The organism is Bradyrhizobium sp. Leo78 (genome assembly GCF_059512425.1).
In genome coordinates, this window is record NZ_JCAMOT010000002.1 from 288,270 (window position 1) to 301,979 (window position 13,710).

Annotated in this window: 17 protein-coding genes; 12 read left to right on the plus strand and 5 right to left on the minus strand. The window is 63.2% G+C overall.

Annotated features, from left to right (window positions below; translation table 11 throughout):
• Nucleotides 1-62: 62 nt before the first annotated feature.
• The gene (hemJ, locus tag AC5ZG1_RS03795; protein WP_130225506.1) at nt 63-485 is read right to left on the minus strand and encodes a protoporphyrinogen oxidase HemJ; all 423 of its coding nucleotides are present in this window, start codon (nt 483-485) and stop codon (nt 63-65) included.
• A gap of 447 nt (nt 486-932) precedes the next feature.
• Between hemJ and AC5ZG1_RS03800 the strand changes: the two genes are divergently transcribed.
• The 4 genes from AC5ZG1_RS03800 to dnaQ are packed head-to-tail and all read left to right on the plus strand — an operon-like array spanning nt 933 to nt 3,758.
• On the plus strand, nt 933-1,772 hold the full coding sequence (locus tag AC5ZG1_RS03800) for a pyruvate, water dikinase regulatory protein (RefSeq protein WP_130225507.1): 840 nt from the start codon (nt 933-935) through the stop codon (nt 1,770-1,772).
• 10 nt (nt 1,773-1,782) lie between these two features.
• Nucleotides 1,783-2,391 carry a Maf family protein gene (locus tag AC5ZG1_RS03805; RefSeq protein WP_496132091.1) on the plus strand — a complete coding sequence of 203 codons (609 nt, stop codon included), beginning with the start codon at nt 1,783-1,785 and terminating at the stop codon, nt 2,389-2,391.
• 25 nt (nt 2,392-2,416) lie between these two features.
• Complete coding sequence (gene coaE, locus AC5ZG1_RS03810; protein WP_130225508.1) at nt 2,417-3,016, plus strand: dephospho-CoA kinase; 600 nt, start codon at nt 2,417-2,419, stop codon at nt 3,014-3,016.
• Nucleotides 3,017-3,047: 31 nt separating this feature from the next.
• Nucleotides 3,048-3,758 (plus strand): DNA polymerase III subunit epsilon, encoded by a 711-nt coding sequence (dnaQ, locus tag AC5ZG1_RS03815; protein ID WP_028164776.1) that lies wholly within the window; start codon nt 3,048-3,050, stop codon nt 3,756-3,758.
• Nucleotides 3,759-3,769: 11 nt separating this feature from the next.
• On the opposite strand, the gene secB is transcribed toward dnaQ, so the two are convergent.
• Complete coding sequence (gene secB / locus AC5ZG1_RS03820; RefSeq protein ID WP_028164777.1) at nt 3,770-4,264, minus strand: protein-export chaperone SecB; 495 nt, start codon at nt 4,262-4,264, stop codon at nt 3,770-3,772.
• 417 nt (nt 4,265-4,681) lie between these two features.
• Between secB and AC5ZG1_RS03825 the strand changes: the two genes are divergently transcribed.
• From AC5ZG1_RS03825 to AC5ZG1_RS03835, 3 genes are read left to right on the plus strand one after another with little or no spacing between them, the layout of a single operon-like run.
• Complete coding sequence (locus AC5ZG1_RS03825; protein ID WP_028164778.1) at nt 4,682-5,380, plus strand: Tim44/TimA family putative adaptor protein; 699 nt, start codon at nt 4,682-4,684, stop codon at nt 5,378-5,380.
• On the plus strand, nt 5,304-6,863 hold the full coding sequence (mltA, locus tag AC5ZG1_RS03830) for a murein transglycosylase A (protein ID WP_496132016.1): 1,560 nt from the start codon (nt 5,304-5,306) through the stop codon (nt 6,861-6,863). Before AC5ZG1_RS03825 ends, mltA begins: the two co-directional genes overlap by 77 nt.
• Complete coding sequence (locus AC5ZG1_RS03835) at nt 6,860-7,447, plus strand: Smr/MutS family protein (RefSeq protein ID WP_496132017.1); 588 nt, start codon at nt 6,860-6,862, stop codon at nt 7,445-7,447. The genes mltA and AC5ZG1_RS03835 overlap by 4 nt, the downstream gene beginning before the upstream one ends.
• Before the next feature lie 96 nt (nt 7,448-7,543).
• On the opposite strand, the gene hslU is transcribed toward AC5ZG1_RS03835, so the two are convergent.
• From hslU to hslV, 3 genes are all read right to left on the minus strand, one after another.
• Nucleotides 7,544-8,845 (minus strand): ATP-dependent protease ATPase subunit HslU, encoded by a 1,302-nt coding sequence (gene hslU, locus AC5ZG1_RS03840; RefSeq protein ID WP_028164781.1) that lies wholly within the window; start codon nt 8,843-8,845, stop codon nt 7,544-7,546.
• Between the two features lie 89 nt (nt 8,846-8,934).
• Complete coding sequence (locus tag AC5ZG1_RS03845; RefSeq protein WP_130225512.1) at nt 8,935-9,417, minus strand: GNAT family N-acetyltransferase; 483 nt, start codon at nt 9,415-9,417, stop codon at nt 8,935-8,937.
• A 124-nt stretch (nt 9,418-9,541) separates the two neighbouring features.
• The gene (hslV, locus tag AC5ZG1_RS03850; protein ID WP_027581383.1) at nt 9,542-10,099 is read right to left on the minus strand and encodes an ATP-dependent protease subunit HslV; all 558 of its coding nucleotides are present in this window, start codon (nt 10,097-10,099) and stop codon (nt 9,542-9,544) included.
• Between the two features lie 181 nt (nt 10,100-10,280).
• Here hslV and hisB point away from each other — a divergent pair, with 181 nt between their 5' ends.
• From hisB to hisF, 5 genes are all read left to right on the plus strand, one after another.
• Nucleotides 10,281-10,874 carry an imidazoleglycerol-phosphate dehydratase HisB gene (gene hisB / locus AC5ZG1_RS03855; protein ID WP_130225513.1) on the plus strand — a complete coding sequence of 198 codons (594 nt, stop codon included), beginning with the start codon at nt 10,281-10,283 and terminating at the stop codon, nt 10,872-10,874.
• A gap of 108 nt (nt 10,875-10,982) precedes the next feature.
• Entirely contained in the window at nt 10,983-11,513 is a 531-nt protein-coding gene (locus AC5ZG1_RS03860; protein WP_496132018.1) for a DUF2628 domain-containing protein, read from the plus strand.
• Nucleotides 11,510-12,160: an imidazole glycerol phosphate synthase subunit HisH gene (hisH, locus tag AC5ZG1_RS03865; protein ID WP_028164785.1), complete on the plus strand. Its 651-nt coding sequence runs from the start codon at nt 11,510-11,512 to the stop codon at nt 12,158-12,160. Before AC5ZG1_RS03860 ends, hisH begins: the two co-directional genes overlap by 4 nt.
• Complete coding sequence (hisA, locus tag AC5ZG1_RS03870) at nt 12,157-12,897, plus strand: 1-(5-phosphoribosyl)-5-[(5-phosphoribosylamino)methylideneamino]imidazole-4-carboxamide isomerase (RefSeq protein WP_496132019.1); 741 nt, start codon at nt 12,157-12,159, stop codon at nt 12,895-12,897. Before hisH ends, hisA begins: the two co-directional genes overlap by 4 nt.
• An 8-nt stretch (nt 12,898-12,905) precedes the next feature.
• Nucleotides 12,906-13,682: an imidazole glycerol phosphate synthase subunit HisF gene (hisF, locus tag AC5ZG1_RS03875; RefSeq protein ID WP_496132020.1), complete on the plus strand. Its 777-nt coding sequence runs from the start codon at nt 12,906-12,908 to the stop codon at nt 13,680-13,682.
• Nucleotides 13,683-13,710 lie beyond the last annotated feature (28 nt).

The following is a 13,710-nucleotide window of genomic DNA, read 5'->3' on the forward strand; positions in this document are numbered from 1 at the left end:
TAGAAAATCGCTTTGCGCTCCGCAAGAAGGACTGAAGCCTGATTCCTGGGCAAACGGCTCCTCTAGAACGGCTTGACCACCACAAGAATGACGATGCCGATCATCAGGACAGTCGGCACCTCGTTGATAATCCGATAAAATTTCTGGCTTCGGGTATTCCGGTCGGCGGCAAAATCCTTCATCCAGCGGGCAAAAAATCCGTGGACGCCGGAGAGCACGAGCACCAGCAAGAGCTTGCCATGCAGCCAGCCGGAGCTGAACCAGTGACCAGTCCAGGCCAGATAGAGGCCGGCGAGCCAGGTGACGATCATGGCCGGATTGATGATCGCCCTCAGAAGGCGCCGTTCCATGACCTTGAAGGTCTCGGACTGCTTGGAGCCTTTCTCGGCCTCGCAGTGATAGACGAACAGCCGTGGCAGATAGAGCATGCCGGCCATCCAGGAGATGACCGCAATGATGTGCAGCGCCTTGATCCACTCATACATCGTGATCGCCGTGCTCCTGGAACATCTCGGGCAGCCTCGCCGTTTCAAAAGAAGGCCCGCCAGCGAGGTTACGGATACATATCCGCAAGCACCGCTCTCTTAAAACCAATTAATTTTAGAATCTTAGGTTTGAGTCTAAGTGACCGTGAATTTGACTCACACAACGCGATCCCGCCCTTCTCGGGTGCTTGTTCACACCGCTCAACAATTCGGCCCGCACTGTCGCGCAACGGAATATCGCCCAAGGCCTCAAGCGCTTGCGGCGTTCCTTGACCAGCTTATCAAGAGACAAATTCACATATTCTCACTATCATCCCACCGGCACGGCGGACTTGTCCTCGCAGGAGGCGCTGTGAAGAAAAGGTTTAGATATCCCTAAGGCGGCGATCTCAGCTGAAAAGTTGTAGGCAACCTCCACAGGGATTCACAGGATAGACAGAGGTTCTGGTGCCTACATCAGGCAATTACTTTCACCTGCATCTGGTGTCGGACTCAACCGGCGAGACGCTGATCACGGTGGCGCGCGCGGTGGCCGCGCAATACGCCAATGTCTCACCGGTCGAACACGTCTATCCGCTGGTGCGCAGCCAGAAGCAGCTCGACCGCGTGCTCGATGAAATCGAGGAATCGCCCGGCATCGTGCTGTTCACGTTGCTCGAGAAAGATCTCGTCAGCCGGCTGGAAGCCAAATGCAGGGAGATCAACATTCCGAGCCTGTCGATCATTGGGCCGGTGATGCAGTTGTTCGAGGCGTATCTGGGTGCGGCCACTTCGGGTCGGGTCGGCGCGCAGCACGTGCTGAACGCGGAATATTTCAAGCGCATCGATGCGCTGAACTACACGATGATGCATGACGACGGCCAGCATGTCGAAGGCCTGGAGGAGGCTGATGTCGTTCTGGTCGGGGTGTCCCGCACCTCGAAGACGCCGACGTCGATCTATCTCGCCAACCGCGGCATCCGCACCGCAAATGTCCCGCTCGTACCCGGCATTCCGCTGCCGCATCAACTGGAGCACCTGAAGAAACCGCTGGTAGTGAGCCTCCATGCGACGCCGGAGCGCCTGATCCAGGTTCGGCAAAACCGGCTCTTGAGCATGGGCGCGGCGTCCGGCAATGACGAATACATCGACAGGCAGGCGGTTACCGATGAAGTCGCGTTCGCGCGCCGCCTGAGCGCAAAGTTCAACTGGGCGCTGCTGGACGTCACGCGACGTTCGATCGAGGAGACGGCCGCAGCGGTGATGAAGCTCTATAATGACCGCCAGCGGCAACGGCCGCTGGAGTGATTCGGTGGCGATGACGATCTGGCGCGGAAAAAGTCCGCTGATTCTCGCCTCCCAGAGCCGTGCGCGAAAAATGCTGCTGGCCAATGCGGGGATCGCGTTCGAGGCGATGCCGGCGGATATCGACGAACGGGCGATCCAGGAAAATTCGGGCCTTTCGGCGCCGGCGGAAATCGCGTTGCTGCTGGCGCGCGAAAAGGCCTTGTTCGTTTCCTCCGCGCGGCCGGGACGATTCGTCGTCGGCGCCGACCAGACCCTGGCGCTCGGCGATCGATTGTTCACCAAACCCGCTGGCCGCGATCAGGCGGCCGAACAATTGCGTGCGCTCGCGGGTCGGGTTCACGAACTGCATTCCGCCGTTGCCGTCGCCCAAGACGGCAAAATACTGTTTGCCGACACCAGCGTGGCACGCATGTCGATGCGCCCGCTTCGCGAGGACGAGATCACCGCCTATCTGGGCCAGGCCGGCGAGGCCGTGACCACCAGCGTTGGCGCCTATCAGCTCGAAAGCCTCGGGGTACATCTGTTCGAGCGCATCGACGGTGACCATTTCACCATCCTCGGCTTGCCGCTATTGTCGCTGTTAGCCTTCCTGCGCAGCGAGAATTTGCTGGCAATCTGACATGTTTCCGAGTGATGACTGAAAGATGCTGATCCTGGGACTGACCGGCTCGATCGGGATGGGGAAATCCACCACCGCGAAACTGTTCGCGGAAGCTGGCGTCCCCGTCTATGACGCCGACGCGACCGTGCACCAACTCTACGAAGGCGAAGCGGTGCCGGCGATCGAAGCTGCCTTCCCCGGCACCACCGCTGATGGCAAGGTGGATCGTGCAAAGCTCTCCGCGCGCGTGGTCCACGATCCAGCGGCGATGAAGCAGCTGGAGCAGATCGTCCACCCGATGCTCGGCGCGTCCCGGCAGAAATTCTTTGCGGATGCGGAAGCCTCCGGCGCGCCCGTCGTGGTCGTCGACGTGCCGCTGCTGTTCGAGACCGGCGGAGAGAAACGGGTCGATGCGGTGGTCGTCGTGACGACCTCGCCGGAAATACAGCGCGAGCGCGTGCTGGCACGGGGCACGATGGACGACGAGAAACTCGATGCGATTCTGGCGCGACAATTGCCCGATGCCGAGAAACGCAAGCGGGCGGATTTCGTGGTGGATACCTCACATGGCCTTGATCCCGTGCGCGCGCAAATCAAGGACATTCTGGCTGAGGTCGTTAAGATGCCGAAGCGGCGAATCTGATTCGCCTGGTATTCTGCGGTCCTAAAAATCCATGCGCGAAATCGTTCTCGATACCGAAACCACCGGCCTTGATCCGCTGCGCGGCGATCGGCTGGTCGAGATCGGTTGCGTCGAAATCTTCAACCGCATGCCGACCGGGCAAACCTACCACGTCTACATCAATCCCGAGCGGGACATGCCGGCCGAGGCTTTCGCCGTTCACGGCCTCTCGACCGAATTCCTGGCCAGCAAGCCGGTGTTCACCGAAGTTGTCGACGAATTCCTGGCGTTCATCGCCGACACTCCGCTGGTGATCCATAACGCCTCGTTCGACATCAGCTTCATCAATGCCGAACTCGATCGAATCAAGCGGCCGGTGATCGCCAAGGATCGGCTGGTCGACACCCTGCTCCTGGCACGCCGGAAACATCCGGGCGTGTCGAATCGGCTCGACGATCTCTGCTCGCGCTATTCGATCGATAATTCCCGCCGCACCAAGCACGGCGCGTTGCTCGATGCCGAGTTGCTGGCGGAGGTCTATGTCGACCTGATCGGGGCGCGGCAATCGCAGCTCATCCTGGCCTCGGAAGCCGAGATCACCCAGGTCGGCCATGGCGATATGCCGCGGCGGCAGCGCGAGATTCCGCTGGCGCCGCGGGTGACCGACGCGGAGCGCGAGGCACACCGCGCCTTCATCGCGACCCTCGGCGACAAGCCGATCTGGAACGAGTACCTGCCGGCGGCGGCCGAAGCCGCCGCGTAGATTCCTTAAGATCAGCTCGGTTTCACGCCGGGTGCCGGGGCGGCTTGTGTCGCTGCCTGCCGCTCCATGTTCTGGCGGTACAGGCCGACGAAATCGACGGGATCCAGCATCAAGGGCGGGAAGCCGCCATCGCGCACGGCGGTGGCGATGATCTCGCGCGCAAACGGGAACAGCAGCCGCGGGCATTCGATCATCACCAGCGGGTGCAGGTTCTCCTGCGGCACATTCAGGATCCGGAACACGCCGGCATATTGCAGATCGAAGCTGAACATCACCTTGCCGGCACTCTCGGCCTTGCCTTCGACCGACAGCGTCACTTCATATTCGCTCTCGGCGAGATTCCTGGCCGAAACATTGATCTGGATATTGATCGCCGGTTGCTGCTCCTGCGGCCCGAGCGAGGCCGGCGCGTTCGGGTTCTCGAACGAGAGATCCTTGGTGTATTGCGCCAGCACGTTGAGCTGGGGCGGGGCCTGCTCGGGGGGTGCGCCGTTGCCGTTGGTCATGGGAAGCTCTCCTGAGCACTGGCGATCGGAGACGGTCTGACGTCCGAAGCCGCAGTTAAGGTTTTGGAAATGCTGGTGCCGGGCGAGTGGCTATCATAGCCCCACACTGCACCACAAGGCGACAGTCCTTGATTGCCAAACCTTCGCCGATTTGGCGCCGAGATCGTCAATCGCGGCTGAAAGGCGGCACCATTTGCGCCCTAAATATTTGAAGATGCGTGATTTCCAGGCATCATCGGATTTCCCCTCGCGGCCAAAACGCGCTAGAATGGCCGCGCCAAAACGCGCCATTGGCCGAGCGGAGTTTCGTGCCTACATGCTGCGGACTCAATTGGCGAGGTAATCTCCGCCGTTTCCTGAGCGGAACGCCCGCTGGGGGCGGACCGTTGCCGGTGCAGATCAGAAAGCGAACACGACGTGGATATCTACACCATCATTTTCCTGGCGCTGGCCGTCTTCATTTTCCTGCGCCTGCGGAGTGTCCTCGGACAGCGCACCGGCAGCGAGCGGCCCCCCTATGACCGTGCGGCCCCGAATGTGCTGCAGCGGGACAATAATGTCGTCCCGATGCCGGGCTCGGTGATCGACCAGCCGCCTCCGCTGCCGAGCAAGGACGTGACGCCGCCGTCCGACCGCTGGAAGGGAATTGCGGAACCCGGTACGGCGCTGGCGCAGGGGCTGGACGCCATTGTCGCCCAGGACTCCTCGTTCGATCCACGCCATTTCATCTCGGGTGCGCGAAGCGCCTACGAGATGATCGTGCTGGCCTTTGCCAACGGCGATCGCCGCGCCTTGCGCGACCTGCTGTCGAGTGAGGTCTATGACAGCTTCGATGCCGCGATCAAGGATCGCGAGAAGCACGAGCAGAAGACCGAAACCCGCTTCGTCTCGATCGACAAGGCCGAGATTGTCAGCGCGGAAGCACGCGACCGTGCGGCACAGGTCACGGTCCGCTTTGTGTCGCAGATGATTTCCGTCACCCGCGACAAGGCCGGTACCATCGTCGACGGCAACCCGGAAAAGGTCGCCGATATCACCGATGTCTGGACATTCGCCCGCGATACGGCGTCGCGCGATCCGAACTGGAAACTGGTTGGCACTGGAAGCGCCCACTGATCGGCTTCGCCTTGCGCGTCTCACGGCCGCGTGCTGCGCAATCGCTCTTCTATGCTCGACGGCCGCGCTAGAGGCGCGCCCAAGGTCGCCAGCGAAGGCGACCAGGCATTCGGCCGTCCAGCACACCCGTCACCTCCCCTATCCGAACCTGGAGTTGCCGCTGCAGATCAGCAGCAGCCAGTATGAACCGCTGGCCTGGACCGACATGCCGGGCTGGAGCGATGACGATCACCTTGCGGCCTATAAGGCCTTTCGCGCGAGCTGCCGGCCGATCGCCGCCGAGCACGGGCTGCCCTCGGAATCGAAGGCGCTCGGCACCTCGTTGCGCGATCCCTGCCGCATCGCCAAGGGGCCGGAGCTCACCGACGAAGCCAAGGCGAAAGCCTTCTTCGAGGAGCATTTCCTGCCCTTGCGCATCTCGCGGCTCGGCGAGGACGAGGGTTTCGTCACCGGCTATTACGAGCCGGTGCTGGATGGGTCGCGGACCCAGACCGACGTCTACAACGTGCCGGTCTACCGCCGGCCGTCGAACCTGTTCGTCCGTGGCGCCAAGCAGAGTTCGAGCGGCCTGCCGAACAAGGGCCAGGTATTCCGCAAGATCGGCCGCCGCAAGCTCGTGCCCTACTATGATCGCGCCGAGATCGAGGACGGTGCGATCGCCGGCCGCGGCCTCGAGATCTGCTGGCTCAAGGAGCAGACCGATTTGCTATTCGCGCAGATCCAGGGCTCGGCGCGGGTGCGCTTCGAGGACGGCTCGACATTGCGCATCAACTATGATGCCCACAACGGCTATCCCTACACGCCAGTGGGCCGCATCCTGATCGACCGCGGCATCATCCCGAAAGAGCAGATGTCGATGCAGAAGATCAGGGACTGGATGGCGCAGAACCCTGACGGAGCCAAGGAATTGCGGCGGCAGAACCGCTCCTATGTCTTCTTCCGCGAGGTGCAGCTCTCCGACAAGGACGAGGCAGTCGGCGCGCAGGGCGTGCCGCTGACGCCCGGCCGTTCGATCGCGGTCGACAAGGCGCTGCACGTCTATGGCACGCCGTTCTTCATCGAAGGCGAATTGCCGATCGAGTCAGAGCAATCGAAGACGCCGTTCCGCCGCCTGATGATCGCGCAGGATACCGGCTCGGCGATCGTCGGCCCGGCCCGCGCAGACCTTTATTTCGGTGCCGGAGCCGATGCCGGAAAAGTGTCGGGCCGGCTGCGGCACAATATGCGCTTCGTGATGCTGGTGCCGAGGAGCCTCGATCCCGTCGCCCGCGGGCGCAAAATGCCGGTGCCGGATGAGCGGCCGTCGGAAAAGATCGCAAAGCTGTTTCCGCAAGCTGATCCGCAGAAGGAAAAGAGCGCGGCGAAGCCCGCGGATGCATCCGCGTCGACCAGCGCGGTGCCGATGCCGGAGCCGCGGCCCGCCATCAAGACTGATGAGCCGCGGCGTCATCGGCACTACCGCCATTACCGCACCTACAGATGAAGCGTCCCGTTCCGATTGCAGATCCGGCGCCGCCGCGGCGAAGGCGCGCGCTCAGCGAAGAAGAGCGTGCGCTGTGGGAAAGCGTCGCGAAGCAGGTCAAGCCGCTGCGCAAACGCCAACCCGCTGTGAAGACGCATGCTGGACCCGAAGCGGAGACCAAGGCCGCCGCCAAAACTGCAGCGCCCGCGAAACCGATCCCAGTCAAATCAGCACCGGTGCCGCGTCCGCAGACGCCGCCGCCACTGGCACCGATTGGCCGCCGCGAGCGCGCGCAACTGTCGCGCGGCAAGAAGGAGATCGACGCCCGGCTCGACCTGCACGGCATGACGCAGACGCGCGCGCATCGCGTGCTGCTCACGTTCTTGCAACGCGCGCACAGCGACGGGCTGACTTTCGTGCTCGTCATCACCGGCAAGGGCAAAGCCGGCGGCGGCGATTCCGAGCGTGGCGTGCTGCGCCGCCAGGTGCCGCAATGGCTGAGCCTGCCCGAATTCCGCGCGCTCGTCGTCGGTTTCGAGGAAGCCCACATCGGCCACGGCGGCGAGGGCGCGCTCTACGTGCGCGTGCGGCGCGCGAGGGTCTAGTCGCTACAATCCGTAGGCCGGGTGAAGCGAAGCGCAACCCGGGACAGTTTCCGCCGCGGATCGAGCTGCGCTCCATCCGGGCTACGGATTGATGGCTTACAAAATGAACCGGCTCAAATCGGCGTTCTTGGCGAGGTCGCCGACATGCTTGCGCACATAATCGGCATCGACCGTGATGGTGTCGCCGTGGCGATCGGGCGCGGTGAAGGAGATTTCGTCCAGCACCCGCTCCATCACCGTCTGCAGCCGCCGCGCGCCGATATTCTCGACGGTGGAGTTGACGGCCACGGCGACGTCGGCGAGCTCGTCGATCGCGGAGTCGGTAATCTCGAGTTTCACGCCTTCGGTCTGCATCAGCGCGACATATTGCTTGATCAGCGACGCCTCAGGCTCGGTCAGGATGCGGCGCATGTCGTCGCGCGTCAGCGCCTGCAATTCGACGCGGATCGGCAGGCGCCCCTGCAGCTCCGGCAGCAGGTCAGAGGGTTTTGCGATATGGAATGCGCCGGAGGCGATGAACAGGATGTGATCGGTCTTCACCGGCCCGTGCTTGGTTGTAACAGTGGTGCCCTCGATCAGCGGCAGCAGGTCGCGCTGCACGCCTTCGCGCGAGACGTCGCCGCCGGCGCGATTTTCGCGCACGCAGATCTTGTCGATCTCGTCGAGGAACACGATGCCGTTGTTCTCGACCGCATTGATCGCTTCCTGCACCAGTTGGTCGGTGTCGAGCAGCTTGTCGGATTCCTCATTGACGAGGATTTCGTGCGAGCCCGCCACCGTCAGACGCCGGGTCTTGGTGCGGCCACCCATCTTGCCGAAGATGTCGCCGATTGAAATCGCGCCCATCTGCGCGCCCGGCATGCCCGGAATCTCGAACATCGGGAAGCCGCCGGAGGACTGCGTCTCGATCTCGATCTCCTTGTCGTTCAATTCGCCGGCGCGCAATTTCTTGCGGAAGGATTCGCGCGTCGCCGGGCTCGAGCCCGGTCCGACCAGGGCGTCCAGCACGCGCTCCTCGGCGGCAAGTTGCGCCCGCGCCTGCACGTCCTTCCGCTTGCGCTCCCGGATCAGCGCAATCGCGACCTCGACGAGATCGCGCACGATCTGCTCGACATCGCGGCCGACATAACCGACCTCGGTGAATTTGGTGGCTTCGACCTTGAGGAACGGCGCGCCGGCAAGCTTTGCCAGTCGTCGCGCTATTTCCGTCTTGCCGACGCCGGTCGGCCCGATCATCAGGATGTTCTTCGGCAGCACTTCCTCGCGCAGGGAACCGGAAAGCTGCAGTCGCCGCCAGCGGTTACGCAAGGCAATGGAGACCGCACGCTTGGCGTCGGTCTGGCCGACGATGAAACGGTCGAGTTCGGAAACGATTTCGCGGGGGGAGAAGTCGGTCATGTCACCTAGCTAGGGGTTCAAGGCTGTGAGAGCAAGCTGAGGTTAGATCGCCGTCGGGCTGGAAATCATGTCGAGTTCGTAATCTGCGGTCATGCGTCACAGACCATCAGGAGCGCCGGGCCGTCGGGCGTGTGGATCATGCGGACTTTCTCAAATCCGGCTTTTTCATAGGCGCGCACGGCGCGAGCATTGTTCGGATCGGGATCGGTGACGATGCGCGGCGCGCCCTGCCCCAACCGCTCGATGACGAAGCGGCGGATTAATGCCGAGCCGTGTCCGCGCCCGATCATGTCGGGCTCGCCGATGAAGAGATCGATGCCGCGCGTGCCTTCGGGATGTGCTCCGAAGCCTTCATTCCAGGCCGTCAGCGCGTAGCACTGCAGGTAAGCGAAATCGTTGCCATCGGCGGAGATGATGAACTGGTCCATTGCCGGCTCATCGAGATCGCCACTCACCAGCGCATATTGCTCGGATGGATCGCCCCACCATTCCCGGACATGCGGTAGCGCCAGCCAGCGCTCGATCAGCGCAAGGTCGGCCGTCGTCATTTCCCGGAAGGTGTAGAGTCCCATGAGATCATGATCCGGTTGGGTTGAATCGGATCATGATCTCATTTCTTTGTCCGAGCATGATCTCCGCGCAAACGCTTCGCGCTTGTCGCGAGGAAAACCGGTTCCCACTTTTCCGGATCATGCTTCAGCCGCCCAGCGTCTCGATCGTCACGTTCCGGTTGGTATAGACGCAGATGTCGGCTGCGATATCGAGCGAGCGGCGCACGATCGCCTCGGCATCCTTGTCGCTGTCGATCAAGGCGCGCGCCGCGGCCAATGCGTAATTGCCGCCCGAGCCGATCGCCATGACGCCGGCTTCCGGCTCCAGCACGTCGCCGGTTCCGGTGAGGACGAGCGAGACGTCCTTGTCGGCTACGATCATCATCGCCTCCAGCCGCCGCAGATAGCGGTCGGTCCGCCAGTCCTTGGCCAGCTCCACAGCCGCCCGGGTCAATTGTCCCGGATATTGCTCGAGCTTGCTTTCCAGCCGCTCGAACAGCGTGAAGGCATCGGCGGTGGCGCCGGCAAAGCCGCCGATCACGTCGCCCTTGCCGATCCTGCGCACTTTCTTGGCATTGGCCTTGATCACGGTCTGGCCGATCGAGACCTGTCCGTCGCCGCCGATCACCACCTTGCCGCCCTTGCGGACGGTGACGATCGTGGTGCCGTGCCAGACGGTCGGCTCGTTTGGGGATGCTTGCATGGGGTACCTCATTGTCCGAGCAGATTTAGGCGGTCGGCCAGTGGCTTACAATCGGGTCATTTGAGGCCGGTTTGGTCACCATGGCCGCAACTTGGCCGTTTTTGGTGTCATCCCGCAGTAGCGAAGGGGTCATCGGCCTGTTAAAAGACGCCCGTTTTCGGCACGGGAAAGCTCAATTTTCATGCGCACGGCGACGATCAAGCGCAAGACCAAGGAGACCGACATCGAGGTGGCGGTCAACCTCGACGGGTCGGGTGTGTCCCAGGTTTCGACTGGGATCGGCTTCTTTGACCATATGCTCGACCTCCTGGCGCGGCATTCGCGCATCGATATCACGGTCAGGGCCGAGGGCGATCTCCACGTCGATTACCACCACACCACCGAGGATGTCGGGATTGCGCTCGGACAGGCAGTGAAACAGGCGCTCGGCAACATGGCCGGCATCACCCGCTATGCCTCGATCCACATGCCGATGGACGAGACGCTGTCGCGCGTGGTGATCGACATTTCGGGCCGTCCGGTGCTGGTGTTCAAGGTCGCCTTCCCCCGCGACAAGATCGGCGAGTTCGACACCGAGCTGGTGCGCGAATGGTTCAATGCGTTTGCGATGAACGCCGGCGTGACTTTGCACGTCGAGACCCTATATGGCGAGAACAGCCATCATATCGCCGAATCCTGTTTCAAGGGTCTTGCGAGAGCGCTTCGCGCGGCGGTCGCGATCGATCCGCAGGCCGCGGGCGAAGTGCCCTCCACCAAGGGCAAGCTCGGCGGCTGATTTCCCGGGCACGGCCCGGAAAACTCGGTCCCGGCTTTCCCTCGCGACAAACGCGAAGCGTTTGCGCGGAGATCATGCCAAACCAAAACTTCGCGGCGGAGAGTTTTGATGCCGGTCTACACAGTGCATGCCCCCGTAGGGAACAATGCCGATCTTGCGGCGACTGACAGGTTCACTTTCGTGCGCGACGGCTTTCATTTCTGGGCGGCGGTTGCGAGCGTGATCTGGCTGGCCTGGCACCGGCTGTGGCTGGCGCTGATCGGCTGGGTCGTGTTGATGACGGCGATTGATTACGGCCTGGCAAAGCTCGGCATCGGCCGCGGCACGATCCTGGCCGTCGATGTCGTGCTGGCGCTGCTCTTGGGATTTGAGGCGGCAAGCCTGAAGCGCTGGACGTTGTCGCGCGGCCGATGGCGCCAGCTCGACATCGTCGTGGCCGACGACGAGGAATCCGCCGAGCGCCGTTTTTTCGATCGCTGGACCGCGGCGCATCGCGGCGTCGTCAACGACCAATGGTCGGTCGACCGCGGTGGCCCGCCGCCGACGCGGAACACCCCGGGCCAGCCGTTCTCCAAGCCGCCGCCGCTGCCGCAGGGCGGCATTATCGGGTTGTTTCCAGAGCCGGGAGGATCGCGATGACGGTTGCCATCATCGATTATGGCTCGGGCAACCTGCACTCCGCGGCGAAAGCGTTCGAGCGCGCCGCGCGCAGCATGGAAGATCCGCAGAAGATCATGGTGACGCGCGATCCCGATGCGGTGTTCCGCGCCGACCGCATCGTGCTGCCGGGCGTCGGCGCCTTCGCCGATTGCCGCAAAGGCCTCGATGCGCTCGACGGCATGCTCGAGGCCTTGACCGAAGCTGTGCGGGTCAAGGCGCGGCCGTTCTTCGGCATCTGCGTCGGCATGCAGTTGATGGCGACGCGCGGCAAGGAGCATGTGACGACCGACGGCTTCAACTGGGTCGCCGGCGACGTCGAGAAGATCCAGCCCCGCGAGGAGAACCTGAAGATTCCGCACATGGGCTGGAACACGCTCGAAGTGCTGCGCGAGCATCCCGTGCTGGAGCGGTTGCCGCTGGGGCCGGACGGCCGCCACGCTTACTTCGTGCACTCCTATCACCTTAACGCGGCCAATGAGCAGGACGTGCTGGCGCGCGCCGATTACGGCGGGCCGGTCACAGCCGTCGTTGCAAAAGACACCGCGATCGGCACACAGTTTCACCCCGAGAAGAGCCAGCGCTTCGGGCTGGCGCTGATCTCGAATTTCCTGAAGTGGAAGCCGTGATCCTCTTTCCTGCCATAGACCTCAAGAACGGACAGTGCGTGCGCCTGGAGCAGGGCGACATGGCGCGCGCCACCGTGTTCAATCTCGATCCGGCGGCGCAGGCGCGTGCCTTCGCCGCGCAGGGATTCGAATATCTGCATGTCGTCGATCTCGACGGGGCCTTCGCCGGCAAGCCGATGAATGCGCACGCCGTCGAAGCGATGCTGAAGGCGGTGACGATGCCGGTGCAGCTTGGCGGCGGCATTCGCGATCTCAAGACGGTGGAAGCCTGGCTGGACAAGGGCGTGGCGCGCGTCATCATCGGCACCGCGGCGGTACGTGACCCCGAGCTCGTCAGGGGCGCCGCGAAGAAGTATCCCGGCCGCGTCGCCGTCGGCCTCGACGCGCGCGACGGCAAGGTCGCGGTTCAGGGCTGGGCGGAGACCTCTGAGGTGACGGCGCTCGAGATCGCCCGGCGTTTCGAGGATGCCGGCGTTGCCGCGATCATCTTCACCGACATCGCCCGCGACGGTCTTTTGAAGGGCCTCAACCTCGAGGCTACGATCGCCCTTGCCGAGAGCATCTCGATCCCCGTGATCGCGTCCGGCGGCTTTGCTTCGATCGATGATGTGAAGGCATTGCTGGAGCCACGCGCCAAGAAGCTCGCCGGCGCCATTGTTGGCCGCGCGCTCTATGACGGCCGGCTCGATCCCGACGCCGCGCTGAAACTGATCCGCAGCGCCAGCGCCGCGGCTTAGGAGACGACATGTTCAAAGTCCGCGTCATTCCCTGCCTCGACGTCAAGGACGGCCGCGTGGTCAAGGGCGTCAATTTCGTCGATCTGCGCGACGCCGGCGACCCCGTGGAGGCGGCGATCGCCTATGACGCCGCCGGCGCCGACGAGCTCTGCTTCCTCGACATCACCGCGACCCATGAAAATCGCGGCACCATGCTGGACGTGGTACGGCGGACCGCCGAGGCCTGCTTCATGCCGCTCACCGTCGGCGGCGGCGTCCGCACCATCGACGACATCCGCACGCTGCTGCGCTCCGGTGCGGACAAGGTGTCGATCAATTCCGCGGCGGTCAGCCGTCGCGAATTCGTGAAAGACGGTGCCGAAAAGTTCGGCGAGCAGTGCATCGTGGTCGCGATCGACGCCAAGCGGGTCAATCGTGCCGGCGGTTCCGACCGCTGGGAAATCTTCACCCATGGCGGGCGCAAGCCCACCGGCATCGAGGCGATCGAATATGCCCAGGAGGTGGTCTCGCTCGGCGCCGGCGAGATCCTGCTGACGTCGATGGATCGGGACGGCACAAGGCAGGGCTTTGACCTTGAGCTGACGCAGGCGATCGCTGACAGTGTCCCCGTACCTGTCATCGCGTCCGGCGGGGTCGGCAACCTCGACCATCTCGTCGACGGGATCAGGAAGGGTCACGCCACCGCGGTCCTGGCCGCGTCGATATTCCATTTCGGCGAATTTACCATTCGCCAAGCCAAGGAGCACATGGTGCGTGCAGGGCTGCCCATGCGTCTCGATCCCTAGGACTCGCCGTCACAAAAGTGCTAAGTCC